Annotated in this window: 19 protein-coding genes; 16 read left to right on the plus strand and 3 right to left on the minus strand. The window is 71.8% G+C overall.

Features of this window, described 5'->3' with window-relative positions:
• The first annotated feature begins 8 nt into the window (after positions 1-8).
• From A6P39_RS05945 to A6P39_RS05965, 5 genes are all read left to right on the plus strand, one after another.
• Positions 9-824: an ABC transporter permease gene (locus A6P39_RS05945; RefSeq protein ID WP_067051386.1), complete on the plus strand. Its 816-nt coding sequence runs from the start codon at positions 9-11 to the stop codon at positions 822-824.
• Between the two features lie 67 nt (positions 825-891).
• A complete protein-coding gene (locus A6P39_RS05950; protein ID WP_067051387.1) occupies positions 892-1,557 on the plus strand; it encodes a maleylpyruvate isomerase N-terminal domain-containing protein in 666 nt (221 codons plus the stop codon).
• Between the two features lie 75 nt (positions 1,558-1,632).
• Positions 1,633-1,914, plus strand: coding sequence for a hypothetical protein (locus A6P39_RS05955; RefSeq protein ID WP_067051389.1), 282 nt, complete (start codon positions 1,633-1,635; stop codon positions 1,912-1,914).
• Positions 1,915-2,115: 201 nt separating this feature from the next.
• On the plus strand, positions 2,116-3,867 hold the full coding sequence (locus A6P39_RS05960) for a carbohydrate binding domain-containing protein (RefSeq protein ID WP_067051391.1): 1,752 nt from the start codon (positions 2,116-2,118) through the stop codon (positions 3,865-3,867).
• Positions 3,868-4,038: 171 nt separating this feature from the next.
• Positions 4,039-4,920: a DMT family transporter gene (locus A6P39_RS05965; RefSeq protein WP_067051393.1), complete on the plus strand. Its 882-nt coding sequence runs from the start codon at positions 4,039-4,041 to the stop codon at positions 4,918-4,920.
• 82 nt (positions 4,921-5,002) lie between these two features.
• On the opposite strand, the gene A6P39_RS05970 is transcribed toward A6P39_RS05965, so the two are convergent.
• Positions 5,003-5,608 carry a TetR/AcrR family transcriptional regulator gene (locus tag A6P39_RS05970; protein ID WP_079133598.1) on the minus strand — a complete coding sequence of 202 codons (606 nt, stop codon included), beginning with the start codon at positions 5,606-5,608 and terminating at the stop codon, positions 5,003-5,005.
• Positions 5,609-5,693: 85 nt separating this feature from the next.
• On the opposite strand from A6P39_RS05970, the gene A6P39_RS05975 reads away from it, so the two are divergent.
• Positions 5,694-6,515, plus strand: a complete 822-nt coding sequence (locus A6P39_RS05975) for an SDR family oxidoreductase (RefSeq protein ID WP_067051394.1) — start codon at positions 5,694-5,696, stop codon at positions 6,513-6,515.
• Positions 6,516-6,730: 215 nt separating this feature from the next.
• Positions 6,731-7,963: a hypothetical protein gene (locus A6P39_RS05980; RefSeq protein ID WP_067051460.1), complete on the plus strand. Its 1,233-nt coding sequence runs from the start codon at positions 6,731-6,733 to the stop codon at positions 7,961-7,963.
• A 99-nt stretch (positions 7,964-8,062) separates the two neighbouring features.
• Here A6P39_RS05980 and A6P39_RS05985 read toward each other — a convergent pair whose 3' ends face one another.
• Positions 8,063-8,452 carry a RidA family protein gene (locus A6P39_RS05985; protein ID WP_067051396.1) on the minus strand — a complete coding sequence of 130 codons (390 nt, stop codon included), beginning with the start codon at positions 8,450-8,452 and terminating at the stop codon, positions 8,063-8,065.
• Positions 8,453-8,574: 122 nt separating this feature from the next.
• On the opposite strand from A6P39_RS05985, the gene A6P39_RS05990 reads away from it, so the two are divergent.
• From A6P39_RS05990 to A6P39_RS06020, 7 genes are all read left to right on the plus strand, one after another.
• Positions 8,575-9,528, plus strand: a complete 954-nt coding sequence (locus A6P39_RS05990; protein ID WP_067051398.1) for a LysR family transcriptional regulator — start codon at positions 8,575-8,577, stop codon at positions 9,526-9,528.
• A gap of 311 nt (positions 9,529-9,839) precedes the next feature.
• Positions 9,840-11,147 carry an alpha/beta hydrolase family protein gene (locus tag A6P39_RS05995; protein WP_234379074.1) on the plus strand — a complete coding sequence of 436 codons (1,308 nt, stop codon included), beginning with the start codon at positions 9,840-9,842 and terminating at the stop codon, positions 11,145-11,147.
• A gap of 308 nt (positions 11,148-11,455) precedes the next feature.
• A complete protein-coding gene (locus A6P39_RS06000; protein WP_234379076.1) occupies positions 11,456-13,708 on the plus strand; it encodes a HAMP domain-containing protein in 2,253 nt (750 codons plus the stop codon).
• Positions 13,709-13,722: 14 nt separating this feature from the next.
• Complete coding sequence (gene pgsB / locus A6P39_RS06005; protein WP_067051401.1) at positions 13,723-15,189, plus strand: poly-gamma-glutamate synthase PgsB; 1,467 nt, start codon at positions 13,723-13,725, stop codon at positions 15,187-15,189.
• Positions 15,186-15,668 (plus strand): poly-gamma-glutamate biosynthesis protein PgsC/CapC, encoded by a 483-nt coding sequence (locus tag A6P39_RS06010; RefSeq protein ID WP_067051403.1) that lies wholly within the window; start codon positions 15,186-15,188, stop codon positions 15,666-15,668. Before pgsB ends, A6P39_RS06010 begins: the two co-directional genes overlap by 4 nt.
• Before the next feature lie 44 nt (positions 15,669-15,712).
• Complete coding sequence (locus A6P39_RS06015; protein ID WP_067051405.1) at positions 15,713-16,804, plus strand: NlpC/P60 family protein; 1,092 nt, start codon at positions 15,713-15,715, stop codon at positions 16,802-16,804.
• Positions 16,805-16,860: 56 nt separating this feature from the next.
• Positions 16,861-18,849, plus strand: coding sequence for an ArnT family glycosyltransferase (locus tag A6P39_RS06020; RefSeq protein ID WP_067051406.1), 1,989 nt, complete (start codon positions 16,861-16,863; stop codon positions 18,847-18,849).
• 28 nt (positions 18,850-18,877) lie between these two features.
• Here the strand turns inward: A6P39_RS06020 and A6P39_RS06025 are convergent, their stop codons facing one another.
• Positions 18,878-19,252: a VOC family protein gene (locus A6P39_RS06025; protein ID WP_067051408.1), complete on the minus strand. Its 375-nt coding sequence runs from the start codon at positions 19,250-19,252 to the stop codon at positions 18,878-18,880.
• Between the two features lie 335 nt (positions 19,253-19,587).
• Here A6P39_RS06025 and A6P39_RS06030 point away from each other — a divergent pair, with 335 nt between their 5' ends.
• Entirely contained in the window at positions 19,588-20,385 is a 798-nt protein-coding gene (locus A6P39_RS06030; RefSeq protein ID WP_067051410.1) for a GNAT family N-acetyltransferase, read from the plus strand.
• 74 nt (positions 20,386-20,459) lie between these two features.
• The gene (gene infA / locus A6P39_RS06035; protein WP_067051412.1) at positions 20,460-20,684 is read left to right on the plus strand and encodes a translation initiation factor IF-1; all 225 of its coding nucleotides are present in this window, start codon (positions 20,460-20,462) and stop codon (positions 20,682-20,684) included.
• The last annotated feature ends 186 nt before the right edge of the window (positions 20,685-20,870 follow it).

Raw genomic sequence — 20,870 nt, forward strand, 5'->3', positions numbered from 1 at the left:
AGAGCGCCATGCATCTCAGCCGCACCGCGCGCATCGCCCTGCGCGCCGGCGCCGGGCTCGGCTTCGCGGTGATCTACGTGCCGCTGCTGCTCGTCCTCGTCAACTCCCTCAGCCCCGACCGCAGCGCGAGCTGGCCGCCGCCGGGCCTCACCGGGCACTGGTGGTCGGTGGCCGTGCACAACTCCGGTGCGCGGCAGGCGCTGTGGGTCTCGGTGAAGGCGGGTCTCGGAGCCACCGGGATCGCGCTCGTGCTCGGCACACTCATCGCGTTCGCCGTGGCCCGGCACCGCTTCTTCGGGCGGGACACGGTCTCGTTCGTCGTCGTCCTGCCGATCGCGCTGCCCGGCATCGTCACGGGCATCGCCCTCAACTCGGCCTTCAGCACGGTCCTTCAGCCGCTCGGCGTGGGCCTCGGACTGTTCACGGTGGTCATCGGCCACGCCACGTTCTGCATCGTGGTGGTCTTCAACAACGTGGTGGCCCGGCTGCGCCGTACGACGGCCTCGTACGAGGAGGCGGCCATGGACCTCGGCGCGACCAGCTTCCGCGCCTTCGTCGACATCACCTTCCCACTGGTCCGCTCGGCGCTGCTGGCGGGCGCCCTGCTCGCCTTCGCCCTGTCCTTCGACGAGATCGTGGTCACCACCTTCACGGCGGGCCCGGGCATCGAGACCCTGCCCATCTGGATCTTCGACAACATGACCCGGCCGCAGCAGGCCCCGGTGGTCAACGTGGTGGCCGCGGTGCTCGTCCTGCTGTCGGTGCTCCCGGTCTACGTCGCCCAGCGCCTGTCGGGGGACACGGCGACGTCGAGCCGGGTGTGACACCCTGGACGCCGGACGAACAGGACGAACAGGACGGTCAGGACGGTCAGGACGGTCAGGGGGACTCATGAGCACCGAGGCACGGGCGTTGCGCGCCGCGTACGGGGCCGCGTCCGAGGTCGTCGCGGGTCTGGGCGACGAGGAGTCGTGGCTGCCGAGCGGCTGCACCGGCTGGGCGGTACGCGATCTCGTCTTCCACTGCCTGGGGGACGCCCAGCGCGGTCTGGTGGCCCTGCACACGCCGTCGCCGAAGCGGGTGGACCGAGACGCGGTGACGTACTGGCAGGACTGGCGGCCGAACCCCGTCGGGGCGGCGAACGGCCGCCGCTGGGCGCGGGTGAACGGGAGCATGTTCCTGGACTTCGGTCAGCTGAGGGGCCTGTACCTGGAGACCCTGGCAGCGGCCGGGCACGCCGCGGAGGCGGCCGACCCCGCCCGTCGTGTCGCCACCCAGGGCCATGTGCTGACGGCCGGGGACCTGCTGACCACCCTCGCGGTGGAGGCGACCGTGCACCACCTGGATCTGACCGTCGCCCTGCCGCACGCCCCGGGACCGGCGTCCGAGGGGCTGGCCGCGGTGCGCGCCACTCTGGACGGCCTGCTCGGCCGGCCCGCGCTCCCGCAGTGGAGCGACGCGCACTACGCGCGCGTGGGCACCGGCCGCTCTCCCCTCACCGAGGCCGAGCGCGCCGCCCTGGGCCCGGCGGCGGACCGGTTCCCGCTGTTCGGCTGAGACACACGGGCGCTCGGGCCGACACACCCTCGCGGCGGCGCACGCACGGGCCGGGTTGATGGAAACCTGCGAGCCATGAACAACCCGCCCAGCATCAACAGTTACGTCGACCGCGTCACCGCGGGCCCCGGTGGAGCGCTGACCGACGAGGCCGGCGTCCTCACCGGTGAGCTGACCGTCGCGACGATCCTGCTGTCCGACGGCCACAGCGCGCGCGTCGCAGTCCAGCCCTTCGGCGCCGACACCTGGTACACCCTCACCGGCAGCCCGGCACCCGTACCCGCCGGACAGCTCGCCGCCTATCACCGGGATCTCCTGGGCCGCATCCGGCGCGGCGGCGGCACCCGGGCCAGCTGAGCGTGACTCCGGCGCCACTGATGTAACACACCGTCAATATTCATACGAAGTCGGACGGTTGACTCCCTCATGAACACGCAAAAGGCGACCCCCACACCTTGACCGGCGTTTGGTCCAGACCAATCATGGCCTAGACCAATAGCCCGGCCGGGCTGCTCGACCCCGTTCGACCGCCTGTCGTTCGCTATCCGGGAGTACCCGATGACACGTCCGAGATCCCTACGCGCCCTGCTCGCCGGCGTGGCCACCCTGGCCGCGTCCGCGGGGCTGGCCCTGGGGGCCACCGGCACCGCGCAAGCGGCGACCGCCCTGCCCACGCACGTCTTCGCACCCTACTTCGAGGCCTACAGCAGCGACAGCCCCGCCGCGCTCTCCCAGGCCTCCGGCGCCAAGTACCTCACCATGGCCTTCCTCCAGGCCGACAAGAAGGGCTCCTGCACCCCGTACTGGAACGGCAACACCAGCACGCCGGTCGACTCCTCCGTCTTCGGCTCCGACTTCAGCACCATCCGCTCGCGCGGCGGCGACGTGATCCCGTCCCTCGGCGGCTACGGCGCCGACAACGCCGGCACCGAGATCGCCGACAGCTGCACGAACGTCGACTCCATCGCCGCCGCCTACGAGAAGATCATCACTACCTACGACGTCTCGCGGCTCGACATGGACGTCGAGGACAACTCCCTCACGAACACCGCCGGCATCGACCGCCGCAACCAGGCCATCAAGAAGGTCCAGGACTGGGCCGCCGCGAACGGCCGCTCGGTGCAGTTCTCGTACACCCTGCCGACCACGACGACCGGACTCGCCGACAGCGGGCTCGCCGTGCTGCGCAGCGCGAAGAGCGCGGGCGCCAAGGTGGACGTCGTCAACATCATGACGTTCGACTACTACGACGGCGCCACGCACCACATGGCGACCGACACCGAGACGGCAGCGAGCGGACTGCACGACCAACTCGCGTCGCTGTACCCGAATCTGTCGGACAGTCAATTGTGGAACTCGATCGGCGTCACCGAGATGCCCGGCGTGGACGACTACGGCCCGGCGGAGACCTTCACCACCGCCGACGCGACGACCGTGTACAACTGGGCGGTCGCCAAGGGCATCAACACCCTGTCCTTCTGGGCCCTCCAGCGCGACAACGGCGGCTGCCCCGGCGGCAGCGCCTCCGACACATGCTCCGGCATCGCCCAGGACACGTGGTACTTCAGCCACACGTTCGCGCCCTTCACCGGCGGCACGACGACCCCGCCGGCCAACGACTTCAGCGTCTCCCTCTCCCCCGCCACCGCATCGGTCGACCCGGGCGGCTCGACGACGGCGTCCGTGAAGACGTCGGTCACCTCGGGCAGCGCCCAGAGCGTGGACCTGGCGGTGAGCGGCGCGCCGAGCGGCGTGACCGCCTCCCTCAGCCCCGCCTCCGTCACCGCGGGCGGCACGTCCACCCTCACCGTGAAGACCAGCGCCTCGACGGCACCGGGCACCTACACCCTGACCGTCACCGGCACGGCCGGCCCGGTCAAGCACAGCTCCACGCTCGCCCTGACCGTGAACGGCTCCGGCGGCGGCACGACGCAACTCGCCAACGGTGACTTCGAGACCGGCTCGCTCACGCCCTGGACCTGCGACAGCGGGGCGACGGTGGTCACCTCGCCCGTGCACGGCGGCTCCCACGCGCTGAAGACCGCGCCCTCCGCCTCGCAGACCGGCCAGTGCGCCCAGACCCTCACCCTGAAGCCCAACACCTCCTACACGCTGAGCGGCTGGGTGCAGGGTCCGTACGCCTACCTCGGAGTCAGCGGCGGCGCGACGGCCAGCACCTGGGCCTCGTCCTCGTCGTGGTCGAAACTGACGGTGCCGTTCACCACCGGCGCCTCGGGCACGGTCACGGTCTACGTCCACGGCTGGTACGCACAGGACGCGGTGTACGCCGACGACCTGTCCGTCAGCTGACCCGCCGAAGCCCTCCCGGCCCCGCTCGGCACGTACCGGGCGGGGCCGGACCCGGCAGGCCTGGACCGGCAGGCGGGCGAGGGGTTCCGTAGGCTGAAGAAGTCAGGAAGCCCCGAACCCCGCAGTCATCGCAAACTCTGTCGGCAGGCCTCCCGCAGGCAGGAGTCGGTCGTGATCGAACTGGCCGCGGCGTTCGCCGTCGCGGGAGCGGCGAGCAACGCCGTGGGCACCGCCTTCCAGCGAAAGGTGGCGTCCACGTCCCACCGGAGCGGGATCCGCCTGGTCGCGGAGCTGGCGCGGCAGCCGTTGTGGGTGATCGGCATGGGCGGCGTGGTCTGCGCCGCGCTCTTCCAGAGCCTCGCCCTGGTCAACGGCCCGCTCGCGCTGGTCCAGCCGCTGTTCATCCTGGAACTGCCCTTCGCGCTGCTCGTCGCCGCCCCGCTGATGCACAAGCGGATGCCCCGCTCTGGCTGGTGGGGCGTGGGCGGGTGTGTGGCGGGCCTCGCCGTCCTGCTCACCGCCGCCGCCCCGCACGGCGCCACCGACCACGCGCCACTCATCCGCTGGATCCCGGTCCTGGGCCTGTGCCTGGGCGGCATGGCCGCGGCCGTCGTGGTGTCCGGCCGCGGCCATGCCCCGGCCCGGCGCGCCGCGCTGCTCGCGGCCGCCTCCGCGACCGGCAACGCCCTGACCGCCGCCCTGCTCAAGTCGGCCAGCGGCACCTTCGCCGACCACGGCTTCACAGCGTTCCTGCGGTCCTGGCAGACGTACGGCTTCGCGCTCACCGGCGTCGCGGCCGTGGTCCTGCTGGAGAACGCGCTCCAGGCCGGCCCGCTCGTCGCGGCGCAGCCGGCGCTCACCGTCGGCGACGCGGTGGTGAGCCTGACGCTCGGCATGACCCTGTTCGGCGAACGCATCCGCACCGGCTGGTGGCTCGTACCGGAGGTGTGCGGTGCCCTGCTGATCGTCGTCGGCGTGGTGGTCCTCAGCCGGGCCGTCCAGCACATCACCACGCTGCCGGCCGCGGCGGCACAGCGCCAGGCGGCGTCCTGACCTGCAGCCGTCCGACCCGGCCGTCCCGGTGCAGTCGGCCCGGTACGGCCGACCCGGCGAGGTCCCTTGCCGGCGGCGCCGCCTACCGGCGCGCGATCCCGGTGATCCAGGACCGCAGACGCTCCCCCTGGGTCGCCATCAGGCCGGGGTCGCGCAGGGCGTTGGTGAGGACGGACATGCCCTGGTAGGCGGCGACGAGTTCGACGGCGAGCGCGGCGGCATCGGCGCGGCCGAGCTGGACGAACTGGGACTCCACCCAGTCGAGCAGGGCCCGCATGACCTTCGCCGCGGCCCGGTCCAGGCCGTCGTCGCGCTTGTCGAGTTCGGTCACGAGAGTGCCGAAGGGGCAGCCGAAGCGGGCCGCGGTCTCGCGCTGGTCGACCCAGCCGGCGACCAGCGCCCGCAGCCGGTCGGCCGGGTCCGGCAGGGTGTCCAACTGGGCGGTGAGCGCGTCGAGCTGGGCACAGTGGGCGGCCACTGCGGCCTCGACCAGCTGATCCTTGGTCTTGAAGTAGTAGTAGACGTTGCCGAGCGGCACCTCGGCCGCATGGGCGATGTCACCGAGGGTGGTCTTCTCCACGCCCTGCTCGTGGAAGACCTGCACGGCAGCCCTGACCAGGCGCTCGCGCTTGCCGCCCCGGCCCGCTCGCGCGGCTTTCGTCCGTGTGCCGGATTCTGAGTCAGTCACCTGACTAACGATAGACAACGGGCCGGGCACAGGCTAACGTCTCGACCTAGTTAGTTAGTCAGCTGACTCACACGGGAGAGATGCCATGATCGTTGTCACGGGAGCCACCGGGAACGTCGGCCGCGCGCTGGTCGCCGAGCTGACCGGGGCGGGCGAGACGGTGACGGCCGTCGCCCGGCACATCGGCGCCGAGGACGTGCCGCCGGGGGTGCGGGCCATAGCCGCCGACCTCGGCGAGCCGGAGAGCCTCGCACCCGCCCTCGCCGGCGCCGATGCCCTGTTCCTGCTGGTGGCCGGCGAGGATCCGGACGGCATCCTGCGCCGGGCCGCCGATGCCGGGATCGCGAAGGTGGTACTGGTGTCCTCACAGGGCGTGGACACCCGGCCCGGCGCGTACACGCACGCGGCGGGTTTCGAGACGGCCGTGGCCGGGTCCGGCCTGGCGTTCACCGTCCTGCGTTCGGGCGGACTGGCCTCCAACGCGCTCGCCTGGGCGGAGCCGGTCCGCCGGTACCGTACGGCGGCGGCGCCGTACGCCGATGTGGCGTTGCCGTTCGTCGACCCGTCCGATGTCGCGGCCGTGGCCGCGGCCGTGCTGCGCGAGGACGGGCACGCCGGTGCCACCTACACGCTGACCGGCCCGGAGCCCACCACCCCACGGCAGCGGGCCGCCGCCATCGCCGGGGCGCTCGGCGAGCCGGTGACCTTCGTGGAGCAGAGCCCCGAGGAGGCCCGCGCACAGATGCTGCGGTTCATGCCGCCCGCGGTCGCCGACGGCACGCTCGCCATCCTCGGCGCACCCACCCCACAGGAGCGGGCGGTCACCGAGGACGTGGCGCGCCTGCTCGGGCGGCCCGCGGCTCCCTTCGCCGCCTGGGCGGCACGCAATGCGGCGGCGTTCCGCTGACGGGACCGCCTTGGCACCCCCAGCCCCGCCACGCCGAGCCAATAGACCCTCTTGTCCGCTTATCTGATTTATAGTCCGAGATATTCCGATACAGGGTTTCTGAACGCACGGCTTCCGGACGCACGACTGCAGGACGCAGGACTTCCGGACGCACGGCTTCCGGACGGCCGAGGAGGCGCACAACGCGTCACGGCGGGAGGCGGGTTGGGATGGCGATGAGGGACATCAGCCGCCGGAGCATGGCACGCCTCGGCCTCGGCGCCGGCCTCGGTGCGGCCACCGCCCAGCTGACCGGATGCGCGGGCCGGTACGGGGCGGAAGGGCAGGAAGGGCCGGGGTGGTCGACAGGCCGGCTGATCGGGGACGGCTCGACGTCGTACACCGGACGGCAGCCGAACCAGCCCGCGCCGCCCACCGCGCTCGAACCCGGCCAGAGCCCGCCGCAGTTCGTGGTGTTCTCCTGGGACGGTGCCGGCGAGCTGGGCACCGGCCTGTTCCCGCGCTTCCTGCAACTCGCCCGGGACCACGGCGCGCACATGACGTTCTTCCTGTCCGGCCTCTATCTGCTGCCGGAGGACAAGAAGCGGCTGTACGAGCCGCCGAACAACCCGGTCGGCGCCTCGGACATCGGCTATCTCACCGACCGGCACCTCAAGGAGACGCTGTCGTACGTGCGTCAGGCATGGCTCGACGGGCACGAGATCGGCACGCACTTCAACGGGCACTTCTGCACCGGCCCCGGCACGGTGGCCGACTGGACGCCGGAACAGTGGCGCTGGGAGATCGAGCAGGCCCGCTCGTTCGTCAAGTCCTGGCGCACGCACACCGGTTGGCACGACGAACCGCCGCTCCCCTTCGATTACGACAGGGAGCTGGTGGGCGGCCGCACCCCCTGCCTGCTCGGGCAGGCAAGTCTGCTGCCGGCCGTGCGGGAACTGGGCTGGCGCTACGACGCCTCCTCACCGGGCGGGCTGCAACGCTGGCCGAGGAGGCGGGGTGGCATCTGGGACCTGCCGCTGCAGAGCATCCCGTTTCCCGGCCACACGTTCGAAGTGCTGTCCATGGACTACAACATGCTGGCGAACCAGTCCAAGAACACGACACGGGCTCCGTCGTACAACTACCCCTACTGGCGCGCCCAGGCGACGCAGGCGTACGTGGCCGGGTTCCAGCGGGCCTACGAGACCAACCGGGCACCGCTGTTCATCGGCAACCACTTCGAGGAGTGGAACGGGGGCATCTACATGGATGCCGCAGAGGAGGCGCTCAAGCAGATCGCCGGGCGCGACGACGTACGGCTGGTCTCCTTCCGGCAGTTCGTCGACTGGCTCGACGCCCAGGACCCGTTGACCCTCGCGAGGCTGCGCAGTCTCCAGGTCGGCGAGCCGCCGGAGGGCGGCTGGGCAACGTTCCTGACCCCGGCCGGGCACTCCCGGGCCGCGGCGTGACCACTGCGCCCGAGCAAGGCCACCTTTCCCCGATTGGGCTTTGCCTGGGCGAGGTTGGTCCCGGCGCGGGCCGGGTGCGAGGTGCCCGCCCTGTCGCGGTCAGCCGGCGCTGCGGCGGGCGTACACCTCGATCTCGATCTTCATACGGGGGTCGGCGAGGCCGCATTGCAGCATGGTGGCGGCCGGCCGGATGTCGCCGAAGCAGCGCCGCAGCACCGGCCAGCAGGGCTCGAAGTCCTCGCGGTGGGGCAGCAGATAGCGCACGCGTACCACATCGGCGAAGGTGCACCCGGCCTCGGCGAGCGCGGCCTCGATGTTGCGCAGGCACTGCTCGGCCTGCGCCACCACGTCGTCCGCGATCGTCATCGTCGTGTAGTCGAACCCGGTGGTCCCGGACACATGCACCCAGTCGCCGTCGACCACGGCACGGGCGTAACCGATCTGTTCCTCGAAGGTCGAGCCGCTGAGGATCGCACGTCGCTCTGTCATGCGCCGAACGCTAAGTGACCAGGAGCGATACGTCTAATACAGGCAGCGGCATGGACTGATATCTCTAGGGATATGCACCGCAGGCGCTCCGGGAACCGGTCCTCGGGGACATACCTGGGGACATGGACCGCCCCGAACTCCCCCTGCCACAGCTGCACGCCTTCGTCGTGCTCGCCGAGGAACTGCACTTCGGTCGCGCGGCCGCCCGCCTGGGCATCGCCCAGCCCCCGCTGAGCCAGCAGATCCGCCGGCTGGAGGAGAAGGTCGGGTATCCGCTGTTCGACCGGGGCGCGGGGCGGGTCGCGCTGACCTCGGCCGGGCGTGCCCTGCTGCCGTCCGCCCGGCGGGCGCTGACCGGGCTCGCCGACGGGCTGGCCACGGCGCGAGCTGTCGGCAGCGGCCGGGCCGGGCGGCTGCGCATCGGTTTCGCCGCCTCCCTGGCGCTGACCGTGCTGCCGGGGCTGCTGCGTGAGTTCCGGCAGCGGTTCCCGCAGGCACATCTCGACATCCAGGAGATGACGACGGCGCCGCAGCTCGACGCCCTGCGCGACCGGACGATCGACATGGGCCTGCTGCGCGAACCCCCGGCGGACCGGTCCGAGCTGGGCTTCAGAACCGTACTGCGCGAGCCGTTCGTGGCCGTCCTGCCGGCCACCCACCCGCTGGCGGCCCAACGCACCGTGCCGCTGGGCCAGTTGGCTGGCGAGCCGTTCGTTCTGCTGCCGCGCGCGGCCGGCCCGCAGCTGTACGACCGGATCACCGGCCTGTGCGAGGCGGCGGGGTTCACGCCCCGCATCGCCCAGCACGCGGTCGAGTGGCAGACCGTGTGCGCCCTGGTGGAAACGGGGCTCGGGGTGTCCGTGGCACCGGCGAGCATCCGCCGCATCCGCCTCAAGGGCGTCGCGTTCCGCCGGATCGAGCCGGCCGCCGCCCGCACCCGGGCCGTCGTCGCCTGGCGCGAGGGCGACAGCAATCCGCTGGTCGGCGAGTTGCTGGCGACGATCGGCCAGGTCCTGCCGCACCGGGCCGCTCGAGGCGCGGTCAGTGCTCCCGCCGCACCGGATGCCCGCTCATGATCGACACCCGGTTGAACGCGTTGATGGTGACGGCCAACCTCGCCGAGGGGGCGCGGGGCCGGTCTCGGGGACAGGATCGCACAAATTTGTTGAATGTGAAATTAATATGGGCGGAGGCGGGGCGCCGGCAATTCATCAGGTCGTGAAAGCGCTCGGCCCCTGGGGCGTGAAGTCGCCACCGTGGCACCCCGGGTGGGCGGATCGGCCGGCCGCGGCGGCGGTACGGTGTGCGGCAGTCGATCGCCCGTTCTGCGATCGCTGACCAACAAGGGGGTTCCATGAAACACCGCCGCCCGCGCCACCGTCGCAGAGTGATCGCCAGAGCGTTCGGTACGGCGGGTGCGCTCGCCGTCGCCCTGGGTGCGGGGATGACCCCGGCGATGGCCGCCGGGAAGACGTCCGACAAGCCTGCGGCCAACGGGTTCTCGCCCGACCAGAACGCGCCCTGGGCACCCGAGAACGACGAGGCGCCGCTGCACCACAAGCCCGTACACCCCGATGCCCTCACGTCCGGCCGCACGGGTCCGTCCGGTCTCCAGCTCAACATGCCCGCGCCGACCGGACCGTACAGCGTGGGCATGGTCGGACTGCACCTCGTCGACAAGTCCCGTACGGATCCGTACATACCCGGCAGCACCCCGCGCGAGTTGATGGTGTCGCTCTGGTATCCGGCCACCGCCACGTCGGGGCACTACCAGGCGCCGTGGATGCCGTCGATCTCCGGCGCCCACTTCCTCGCCTCGCGCGGGCTGTCACCGCAGCAGGTGACCCTGCCGACGACCGCGGGCCATGTCCTCGCCCCGGTGAACACCAAGCTCGGCAAGCTGCCCGTCCTGCTCTACTCGACCGGGCTGCACTCGGACCGCGCCATGGGCACCGCCCTCGCCCAGGATCTCGCCAGCCGCGGCTACCTCGTCGTCACCGTCGACCACACCCACGACGCCAACGAGGTGCAGTTCCCCGGCAACCGGCTCGAGGTCAACACCATGCCGGCGGGCGCGCACTCCTCCGACACCCTCAACGTACGCGCGCACGACATCCGGTTCGTCATCAACCAGCTCTCCACGATCAGCAAGGGCGGCAACCCGGACCCCGGCCACCCCACGCTCCCCTCCGGGCTGTCGGGCGCCGTGGACATGTCCCGGATCGGGATGTTCGGCTGGTCGCTGGGCGGCGCGGCGGTCGACACCTCCATGCAGCTCGACCACCGTATCGCCGCCGGTGCCGACCTGGACGGCCAGTTCTTCGGTACGGCGCCGAGCAAGGACCTGGACCGCCCGTTCATGCTCTTCAGCTCCGGCACCCACAACCGCAACAACGACGGCTCGTGGCGCACGCTGTGGTCGCACCTGAAGGGATACCGGGTCGACATCCAGCTCCACGGCGCGGCGCACCTGTCGTTCAGCGACAACGAGTGGATGGTGCCGCAGGAGGCGGGCCTGCTCGGGCTCTCCCAGGCTCAGCTCCAGCAGCAGTTCGGCACGATCGACCCGAACCGCGCGGTCGCGGTCCAGCGCGCCTACCTCGCGGCCTTCTTCGACCAGGAGCTGCGCCACCAGCACAGCACCCTGCTGGACGGACCCGCCAAGAGCTACCCGGAGATCTCTTTCGTCCGCTGATCGGACAGCCGACCGGTGAGCCGACCGAACGTCCGAAGGGCGGGTCCCGTTCGCGGGTCCGCCCTTCGGCGCGCCGGGGGCGGTGGCCCCGTACGCACCGGCCGCCGCCCAGCGCCTCCGTTCGCACGTACGACACAGGGACGAAAGTGTGATGGTTATGTGATCGCATGAAGCTAGAGTGTTCGCGCAATCGAACATTTCGGCGCTCGACGCCAATTGAGGAAGGACCAGCTGCCCTGCCCTCCGCACCCCGGGCGCCGCGCCGACACCGCGTCCGTCGCCGCGCCGATATGCCGATGCTCGGCGGGGTGCGCCCGCCGATCGCCTCCCTCGTCGTCCTGCTGCTGGTGGTCGCCGCCCTGACCGTGATCGGCCTCGGCGGCATCCACGCCGAGCGAATACCGCAGGCCGTACCGAACGGCGAGCAGCAGATCGCCGCGGACACCGCGCAGTCGGTGCGCACCACGATCGACGTCGAGGCGAGCACGGTCCGCCGGACGGCCACCGCGTACCAGGCGACGGGCGCGTCGACCCCCGCGACCGCCCTCAAGGCGCTGACCTCTGCCAGGAAGGCGGTCCTCGGCGGTGCGCTGCTCGACCCGCACACCGGCAAACTGCTGTCGGCGGGCGGCAAGCCGGTGCCGCTGGCCGGGCTGGACGTCGCCACGACGGCGGCCGGGCACGGCGCGATCCCGCCCCGGCTGGTGACGTCGGGCGGCACGCGGCAACTGCTGTACTTCGCCAGGGTCACGCTGCCCGCGCAGCAGGAGGACGCCAACCAGGACCAGTTCCAGGCCCCGAGCCGGACCGAGCGGCAATGGCTGCTGGTGGTCTCCGAAGCGCTCCCCGCCCTCACGACGTTCGGCGACGGACGCACCGCCGAAGTACTGGACGCGAGCGGTGCGGCACTCGCCACCACAGCCCGCGGCACGGCGTCGCCGGCCGCCGCCGACGGCACTCTGCCCGCGGCGGCGGCCCGCGCGGCGAACGCGTCGGGCAGTGACACCGACGCCTCGGGAAGCATGCTGGGGGCCGCCACCGGCAGCCGGCGCACGGTGGCCGGCTGGGCCCAGGTCGCCTCGGCGACCGGTCCGGGCGACACCGACCACCTGGGTCTGGTGGTGCTCACCTTCCGCGCGGTGCCCGCCACGACCACCGGCGCCGACTACTCGCGCTTCGCGCTCGAGGCCGCGGGGGCGCTGGCCGGGCTCGCGCTGCTGCTCGGGCTCGCGCTGCACTTCTTCGTGCAGCGGCCACTGCTGCGGCTGTACCTGTCCGCCGGCCGCCTGGCCCGGGGCGCGACCGAGGGCGGGCCCACCGCGCGGGAGGAACTGTTCCGCCCCGTTCCGGTGCACGGCTTCGGGGAACTGGCCCGGATCGGGCGGGCCCTGGAGTCACTGCGCCGGCAACTGCTCGGCGAGAGCGGCCCCGAGGAGTTCCCGGCCCGGCGCGGACCGGGCTACCGGGCGCTGGCCGTGGCCGGCGTGCTGGTGGTGGCCTGCTGGGCGGTGCCGATGATCTTCGTGCTGAACCGGGCGGACACCGCGACCGCGGTTCCGGCTCCGGTCCTCGCCGCCCAGCAGGCGCGCACCGAGATCGCGACCAACCGGATCCGGCAGTCGCTCGACCAGTCGTACACCGACCTGAGCGACGTGGCCGCGGGTCTGCCGGGCAGGAGCCGGGCCGCCCAGAGCGAGGTGCTGCGGCGCACCCTCGCCGACCACAAGCAGTACCGCTCGCTGTATCTCCTGGACCGTTCCGGCGGCATCACGCTGAGGGTGGGCGGCACACCGCTGCGCACTCTCGTCCACGTGCCCGACGGCGGCGGGATCACCACCGTCAACACCTCGGGCCGGATCCCTGCGATCGCCGCCTACACCCAGGTCCGGGCCGTCAACGGCAAGACCCCGGCGGCCGGGGTGGTCCTGTTCGGCGAGATCGATGTGAACGCGCTCAACTCCCTTCTGCCCAGGCCGAAGCTGGGCAGCGTCTGGGTGACGGACGACCACAACAAGGTGCTGGCGGCGAGCGTGGGCTACCGCGCCTTCCAGTCGCTGCCCGAATCCGGCCTGACCCGTCTTGCCCGTGCCACCCAGGGCGCCCCGGGTACTGCGGGCACCGCGACCTCGGCGGTGCTCCGCACGTCCTCCGGCCCGTCGGTCGACGCCGCCGCTCCGCTGGCGCAGAGCGGCCCGACGGCCCGCCTCGGCTGGCACGTGGTGACCGCGGAGCCCGCGGCGGCCCTCCAGATCCCCGCGGTGCAGGCCGAGCAGCGCACCATGCTCGCCGGGATCCTGGGCCTCACCCTGGGCGCGGCCTGCCTGGGCTGGCTGCACGTCGTGGTGATCCGGCCGCTGCGCGCGGTCGCCGTGCTCGTCGAGCGGCTCGCCGGCGGAGACCGCCGTACGGTGCTGCACCCGGTCAACCACGACGAGATCGGATCGGTCACCCGCGGTCTGGAACTGATGCGCCAGGCCCTGGCGGAACGCGACCGGGCGGCCAGATCCGGCCGCGCCGCCGGGCCCTCCCGGTCCTCGCGTGAGACCACCCTCCAGCGGTAGAAGGACGAAATCGCGTGCTCTTCCTCTATGTCATCGTCCTGCTGTGCTGCGCCGCGCTGTGGATCGCCGGAATCCTGGAGCAGCGGCGGCATTTCGCCTCGCTGGCGCAGATACCGACGCGGGTGCTGGTCAACGGCATCCGCGGCAAGAGTTCCATCACCCGGCTGTGCGCGGGCGCGCTGCGTGGTGGCGGCCTGGTCACGGTGGCCAAGACCACCGGCACCGCGGCCCGGTTCATCCATCCGGACGCCACCGAGGAGCCGGTGTACCGCAAGTTCGGGCTGTCCAACATCGTCGAGCAGATCGGCATCGTGCGGCGCGCGGCGACCTACCGGCCGGACGCGCTGGTGATCGAGTGCATGGCGGTGATGCCCGCGCTGCAGGAGATCAACCAGGAGAAGCTGATCCGCTCCACGATCGGCGTGCTGTGCAATGTCCGCGAGGACCACCTGGAGGAGATGGGGCCGACGCTGGACGACGTCGCCCGCTCCCTGTCCCGCTCGATGCCGGTCGGCGGGGTGTGCGTGACGGCGGAGAAGGACCGCTTCCACATCCTCCAGGAGGAGGCGGACGCCCGTAATTGCCGACTTGTCTATGCGGATCCGGAGACGGTCACCGACGAGGAGCTGCGCGGCTTCAGCTGGTTCACGTTCAAGGAGAACGTGGCGATCGCGCTCACCGTCGCCGAACTGCTCGGCGTGGACCGGCAGACCGCGATGCAGGGCATGTGGGACGCGCCGCCCGACCCGGGCGTGCTGTCGGTGGAGCGCTACGTCACCCCCGAGGGGGGACGGCTGCGGTTCGCCAACGTCTTCGCCGCCAACGACCCCGAGTCGACGCTGATGAACGTCAAGCAGCTGGAGGACCTGGGCGCGATCAGACGGCCGCTCAACGTGGTCATCAACTGCCGCCCGGACCGGGTGGAGCGCAACGGCCAGATGGGCGCGATCGTCCCCGGCCTCGCCGCCGAGACGGTGTTCCTGATCGGCCACCCGACCAAGAGCGCCCGCGACGCGATTCCGGCCGGCTTCACCGGGCGGGTGGTGGATCTCGGCGGCGACCGCCGGGACCCCGAGGAACTGACCGCGGCGATGCTCGCGGAACTCGGCCCGGCCTCCTCGCTGGTGGCGATCGGCAACATCCACGGTCAGGGCGAGCTGTTCCTGGAATGCCTCGCCGAGCTGCCGCTGGACGAGTCCGAGGACCCGGTGTTCGACGGCGTACCCGAAGGCGACGGCCTGGACCAGGAGACCATGCAGATCCGGGTGGCCCGGCCGCGGATCGCGGTGGCCCGGCCGCCCGAGCCGGAGCCGTACAGCTGGGTGGCACCGCTGGAGACACCGGCGTACGGCTTCCACGTCCCGGAACAGCGCGAACTCGCCCGCCGGTTCGCCGCCCGCGAGGACCGCGCCGATGGCGGGCGCGCCCAAGACAACCCGCACCAGTCCTACGACCCGTCCCAGTCCACGAGGAACCCGTGATCCCCGCCCACCTCACCGCACAGACCGCCGCGCTCGGGATCGCCCTCGGGCTGGTCTTCTCGCTCGTCTGCTACCTGACCACCAACCTCTCCCCCGGAGGAATGATCACCCCGGGCTGGATCGCCCTCACGCTCGTCACCGACGTGCAGATGGCCGGCCTGATGGTCGCCGTGGCGGCGGTCACGTACTTCCTGACGAAGCTGCTGCAGCGCACCGTGATCCTCTACGGCAAGCGGCTGTTCGCCGCCGTGGTGCTGTGCGCGGTGCTGGCGCAGACCACCGTGATGCTCGCCCTCAACCACGAGTTCCCGCTGCTGTACACGTCGCAGACCCTTGGCTTCATCGTCCCCGGCCTGGTCTCCTACCAGATGGTCCGCCAGCCGATGGCGGCCACGCTCATCTCGACCACGGCGGTGACGCTGGCCACGTACGTGGTGCTGGTCTCCGGTCTGCTGATCGGCGCCCTGCCCACCGGCTGACCCGTCCACCACCCTCTCACCTCGCACTTCCAGGAGGAACGGCAATGCACTCCGAACCCGTCGGCAGGCGCGGCCGCCCGACTCGCCGCGCCGTGCTCGGGACGATCGCGGGCGTGGCGGCCGCCGGAGCAGCGGGCGCCTACGCCTGGGACCGCCTCGGGCACGGCAGCGGCGGCAGCGACGACCGCGGCGCTGCGGCCGCCGGCGGCACGGGCACCGGCCCGGGCGCCCGGACCGCCGGGCCCCACACCTTCGAGCGGCTGACCGCACCCGAGCGCACCGTGGTCCGTGCCGCCGACGGCGGCACGCTCGCCACGTTCACGGACGGCGCCCGTACGGCCGTACTCACCGGGCCCACCCGCAGCTTCAGCGAGCCGCGGACCACCGAGGCCAAGGTGACCACGGACGCCTGGGTGCGGGTGCTGCCGCACGAGTGGCAGCGGGGCATGGAGAAGTCGGCCTGGTTCAAGGGCTGGTTCCGCAAGGCGCTCGGCGACACCAGCCCGGACGTCTTCGCGGTGGCGTTCGAGTACAGCAGCGCCGGGGCGCCCGACAAGCACAACGCCGCCGGCGTGCGCTACGCGGGCACCGCCCACTTCGGCCCGCGCAACGCCAAGGTCAACAACCCGCTGGACTTCGCCTACCACGACGAACAGTCCGACTTCTACGACTACCTGGGCATCGACTGGACCTTCCCGGACGGCACCCGCGTGCAGCCGGAGCAGGCCCGCTACGGCGACGTCGACTGCTCCGGCTTCCAGCGTCTGGTGTGGGGCTACCGCATGGGCATCCCCCTGCACAACACCAACACCCGGGGCAGCGGCCTGCCGCGCCGCGCCTTCGCCATCGCCGCCTACGGTCCCGGCCGCCTGGTGATCCCCGACACCGGCGAGCAGCCCACCGGTCTGGACGTCCTGCAACCCGGCGACCTCGTCTTCTTCGCCATCATCAAGGACCGGCCGAACTTCATCGACCACTGCGGCATGTACATGGGCCTCGACGACCAGGGCCGGCACCGCTTCTACTCCAGCCGCTCCGCCGCCAACGGCCCCACCCTGGGCGACCTGTCGGGCCGCTCGCTGCTGGACGGCACCGGCTTCTACGCCCGCGGCTTCCGGGCGGTCCGCCGCCTGTGAACCCGCCGCCCGTGCACCGCCGCCTCACCTGACCTGCTGATCCGAGGACCACTGCCATGACCGCCATCCCCGCCGCCAAGCCCACCGGCGCGCACCGAGGCCGCCGGGCGGCGAACCGCCGCTCCGGCCGACCGGAAGACGCCCCGCGCTGGGAGCGCCCGGCGCTCGCCTCGGTCCTGGTCGTCGCCACGGTGCTGTACTCCTGGGGCATCGGGCACGCCGCGCTCCACCCCTACTACGGCGCGGCGATACGGTCGATGGCCGGCAGCTGGCGTGCCTTCCTCTTCGGCGGGCTCGACGCCGGCGGCACGATCAGCATCGACAAGCTGCCCGGCGCCTTCTGGCCCGATGCCGTCTGCGTCTGGCTCTTCGGCCCGCACACCTGGGCGGCCGCGCTTCCGCAGGTCGTCGAAGGCGTGCTCACCGTATGGCTGGTGCACCGGATCGTACGGGCCTGGGCCGGTGCGTTCGCCGCGCTGATCGCCGCGCTGACGCTCACCCTCACCCCGGTCACCGCGGTCCTCGCCCGGGCCACCATCCCGGACACCGCGCTCACCCTGCTCCTGGTGGCAGCCGCCGGAGCACTGCAGAAGGCGGTGCGCACCGAGCGGCTGCTGCCGCTGATCACCTGCGGGATCTGGGTCGGGCTCGCCTTCCAGACGAAGATGCTGCAGGCATGGCTGGTGCTGCCCGTCTTCGCCGCCGTGTACCAACTCGTCGCGCCCGGCACGCCGTTGAAGCGGGCTCTGCGCGTCCTGCTGGGCGGTGCGGTCGCGCTGGCGGTCTCCTGCTCCTGGGTGCTGATCGCCTGGGCGACACCGGCCGCGGACCGCCCGTACCTCGACGGCACGTCCAACAACGATCCGTTCACCCTGGTATTCGGCTACAACGGCATGAGCCGCTTCAGCAGCGATTCCACCGCGTTCGGCGCCGTCGCGGGCACCGCCACCAGCCGCACCACCGGCAACACCGGCTGGAACATGCTGATCAACCACACGGTCGGCCCGCAGATCGCCTGGCTGCTGCCGCTCGCCGTGCTCGCCGCGGTCCTCGGCGTCCTCTGGCGCACCGGGCAGCCGCGAACCGACCTGCCGCGCGCGGGATTTGTGATGTGGGGCGGCTGGCTGGCCATCCACGCCCTGGCGTTCAGCACCTCCAACGGCAACCACGCCTACTACACGGCCGTCATCGCCCCGGCGCTCGCCGCGCTGACCGGCGGCGGACTCGCGCTCTTCCGCGCGGAGTACGACTCGGAGCACGAGTCGGGGCACGCTTCGGGGTACGAGTCGGGGTACGCGGCGGTGCACGGGCCGGGGCAGGCGGCGGAGCGCAAGGCGGGCGGCCGACGGCACATGGCACTGCCGGCAGCGATCGTGCTGACGGTGGCGTGGGCGCTGGTGCTCGACTGGCCGACCCGGTTCGTCTCCTGGCTGCTGCCGGTCGCCGTGATGCTCGCGCTGTGCGGCGTGGTGGGCCTGTGGACCCGCGGGCCGCGCACGTCCCCGCGGATGGTCCACAGCGCCCTCGCCGCCGGGATCGCGGCCACCCTGGTCGTACCGGCCGGCTGGGCCCTCTCCAGCCTCGACCCGCTCTACGCGGGCGCCACCACCTCGCCGATGACCGGTCCGGTCGGCACCGCGTACCACGACGGCGCCCATCCCCGGCACGCTCCGCGCAGGCCAGGGCTCGACCAGCCCAGCGCCCGTGACACCGCCCTGCTCGACTACCTCACCACGCACCGCCACGGCGAGAAGTACCTGCTCGCCACCCAGGCCGCCTACACCGCCGAGCCCCTGCTGCGCGCGAAGTCCGAGCCCGTCCTCGTCATGGGCGGCTTCACCGGCAACACCCCCTTCCCCACCGCCCCGCAGCTCGGCAGCCTCGTCACCGCCCACCAGCTGCGCTACGCGCTGCTCACCACCCAGCGCCCCACCACGCCCGCCACCACCTGGGTGAAGTCCCACTGCACCCGCATCCGCCCCACCGCCTACGGCCGCCGCACCGACGGCAGCTTCACCCTCTACGACTGCAGCCCCCGGGGGTGAGGCGGCGATGCGCCACACCGGCACCGAGTCAGTGGAGGCAGAGGCAGAACGGGTGGCCGGCCGGGTCCGCGTAGACCCGCCAGTTGGCCCCCGGGCGGAGCTGGTCCGTCCGCTCCAGCACGGTCGCGCCGAGAGCGAGCGCCCGCTTCTCCTCCCCGTCGAGATCGTCCACGTCGAAGTCCAGGTGGAGTTGCTGCGGACGCTGCTGACCGGGCCATTCGGGCGGTCGGTACCCGTCCGCCCGCTGGCAGGCCAGCGGCGTCCCCTCGAACCCGTGCACCTCGACCCAGTCGGAATCCTCCGGGTCCGCGACCACGCGGCCGCCGAGCAGATCCGCGTAGAACTCCGCGAGTCGTACCGGATCGGCGCAGTCCAGCGCGATCGCCTGCAGCTTTCGAATCACTTCCGGCACTCCTCGCTCTTCGGCCGCTTCCGCGACACCCCCGTACGCGAAGGGTCGTACCCACCTCCGCGGCGGGCATGCGCGGCGGCACGCCGGCGGCAACCGGCTGCTCGGGCAGTCTGTCCCGCACCGCTCCCAGGTGCGGCCGGCTTTAAATGAGTTGGGCCGGCCGGCCCCCGCTGGTACCGTCTGGGCAGCCGTGAGAGAACGCGAGGAGGTGAGAGACCCATGAAGGCGGTATGTGTGTGGGTGCTCCCCCTTTTCGTCACGGTGGGCGATTGACTCAGGTGTCGCCGGGAGCGCCTCCGACAAGGCACTCCTGAGAGGCAACACCTATGAACTTTGCGCATTCCACTTCGGGCACGGGCAACCACGCGGTCGCGGTCACGCGGGTGTCGGACATGCAGTGGCACGCCGTGGAGGACGACCTGACGGTCGGCCGCGGCGTCGCTTCGCGCCGGCCCGACGGACGGCTCTTCATCAGCATCGACGCGTGGCACGGCGCGGTCTTCGACCGCATCGCCGACGCGATGCTGACGGACCTTCCGACACCGCTGTACACCGTGATCGACGAGGCCGACCACGACTCGAGGTCCGCCTGGGAGCGGGCCGGCTTCGTCACCGCACGCCGCGAGTGGGGCTATCTCGTGCCCACCGACCCGCAGGTCACCGGGCTCGGCTCGGTGCGGCCCCCGTCAGGCGTGACGATCGTGCCCGCCGGTGCGGCGGAAGAGGGTCCGTTGCGCGCCCTGGACCGGGTCATCCGCGACGAGGTCGAGGCCTCCGTCGGATGGCATACGATGCCGGCCGAGGTGCTGCCCCGCCCGGCGGGAACCACCCTGCTCGACCCGTCGAAGTACGCGGTGGCACGGCATGTGGACCAGTACGTGGGGCTCATCCGGGTGGCGCCGCTGACCCGGCGGCCACGGATCGGGCTGATCGCCGTCCGGGCTGACAGACACCGCCGGGGCATCGCCCGTGCGCTGCTGGCCCACGCGCTGGGTTCGCTGCACCGCTCCGGGACCGCAACGGCATGGGCCGAGGTGAACGAGTCCAACGCGGCGGCCATCGCCCTGTTCGAGAGCAGCGGTGCCCGGCGCGCGGACAGCACCCTGGAACTCGTCCGCCGCTGACGCCCCGTCACACCACACCCGGGACTAAGTTCCCAACCGAACACACCGTCACAGAACGGGAGAAGTGAGAGACCATGACGAAATCAGCAGGGGGCGTGGAAGTCGAAGGCACCGTCATCGAGTGCCTGCGCAACGCCACCTTCCATGTGGAACTGCAGAACGGGCACACGGTGCTCGCCCACATCAGTGGGAAGATCCGGAAGAACCACATCAGGATCCTCCCGTACGACCGGGTGCTCGTGGAACTCAGCCCCTACGACCTCACCCGCGGCCGGATCCGCTACCGGTACCGGGCGTAGCGGCAGGAACCGGCCGGGTCAACCCGGTGAGTTCCAGCCCGCTAGGCGTTTCAATAGCCCGGAAGTCGGTGGGCAGTGCCGTAATGCGCCATCCCGGAAGGGCAGTTTCATTGCCTTCACCGGAAAGCCACGCTGGCTCGAACTATCAGTTCCCCGTGGACACCCCCCAACCCCCCAAATATAGTC

The sequence above is a fragment of the Streptomyces sp. FXJ1.172 genome, assembly GCF_001636945.3.
Taxonomy (GTDB): Bacteria; Actinomycetota; Actinomycetes; order Streptomycetales; family Streptomycetaceae; genus Streptomyces.

What these genes read in the sequence shown, in the direction of transcription:
- A6P39_RS05945 (WP_067051386.1), top strand. Translation starts at nt 9, where the DNA reads ATGCATCTCAGCCGCACCGCGCGCATCGCCCTGCGCGCCGGCGCCGGG.
- A6P39_RS05950 (WP_067051387.1), top strand. Translation starts at nt 892, where the DNA reads ATGAGCACCGAGGCACGGGCGTTGCGCGCCGCGTACGGGGCCGCGTCC.
- A6P39_RS05955 (WP_067051389.1), top strand. Translation starts at nt 1,633, where the DNA reads ATGAACAACCCGCCCAGCATCAACAGTTACGTCGACCGCGTCACCGCG.
- A6P39_RS05960 (WP_067051391.1), top strand. Translation starts at nt 2,116, where the DNA reads ATGACACGTCCGAGATCCCTACGCGCCCTGCTCGCCGGCGTGGCCACC.
- A6P39_RS05975 (WP_067051394.1), top strand. Translation starts at nt 5,694, where the DNA reads ATGATCGTTGTCACGGGAGCCACCGGGAACGTCGGCCGCGCGCTGGTC.
- A6P39_RS05980 (WP_067051460.1), top strand. Translation starts at nt 6,731, where the DNA reads ATGAGGGACATCAGCCGCCGGAGCATGGCACGCCTCGGCCTCGGCGCC.
- A6P39_RS05985 (WP_067051396.1), bottom strand. Translation starts at nt 8,452, where the DNA reads ATGACAGAGCGACGTGCGATCCTCAGCGGCTCGACCTTCGAGGAACAG.
- A6P39_RS05990 (WP_067051398.1), top strand. Translation starts at nt 8,575, where the DNA reads ATGGACCGCCCCGAACTCCCCCTGCCACAGCTGCACGCCTTCGTCGTG.
- A6P39_RS06015 (WP_067051405.1), top strand. Translation starts at nt 15,713, where the DNA reads ATGCACTCCGAACCCGTCGGCAGGCGCGGCCGCCCGACTCGCCGCGCC.
- A6P39_RS06020 (WP_067051406.1), top strand. Translation starts at nt 16,861, where the DNA reads ATGACCGCCATCCCCGCCGCCAAGCCCACCGGCGCGCACCGAGGCCGC.
- A6P39_RS06030 (WP_067051410.1), top strand. Translation starts at nt 19,588, where the DNA reads ATGAACTTTGCGCATTCCACTTCGGGCACGGGCAACCACGCGGTCGCG.
- infA (WP_067051412.1), top strand. Translation starts at nt 20,460, where the DNA reads ATGACGAAATCAGCAGGGGGCGTGGAAGTCGAAGGCACCGTCATCGAG.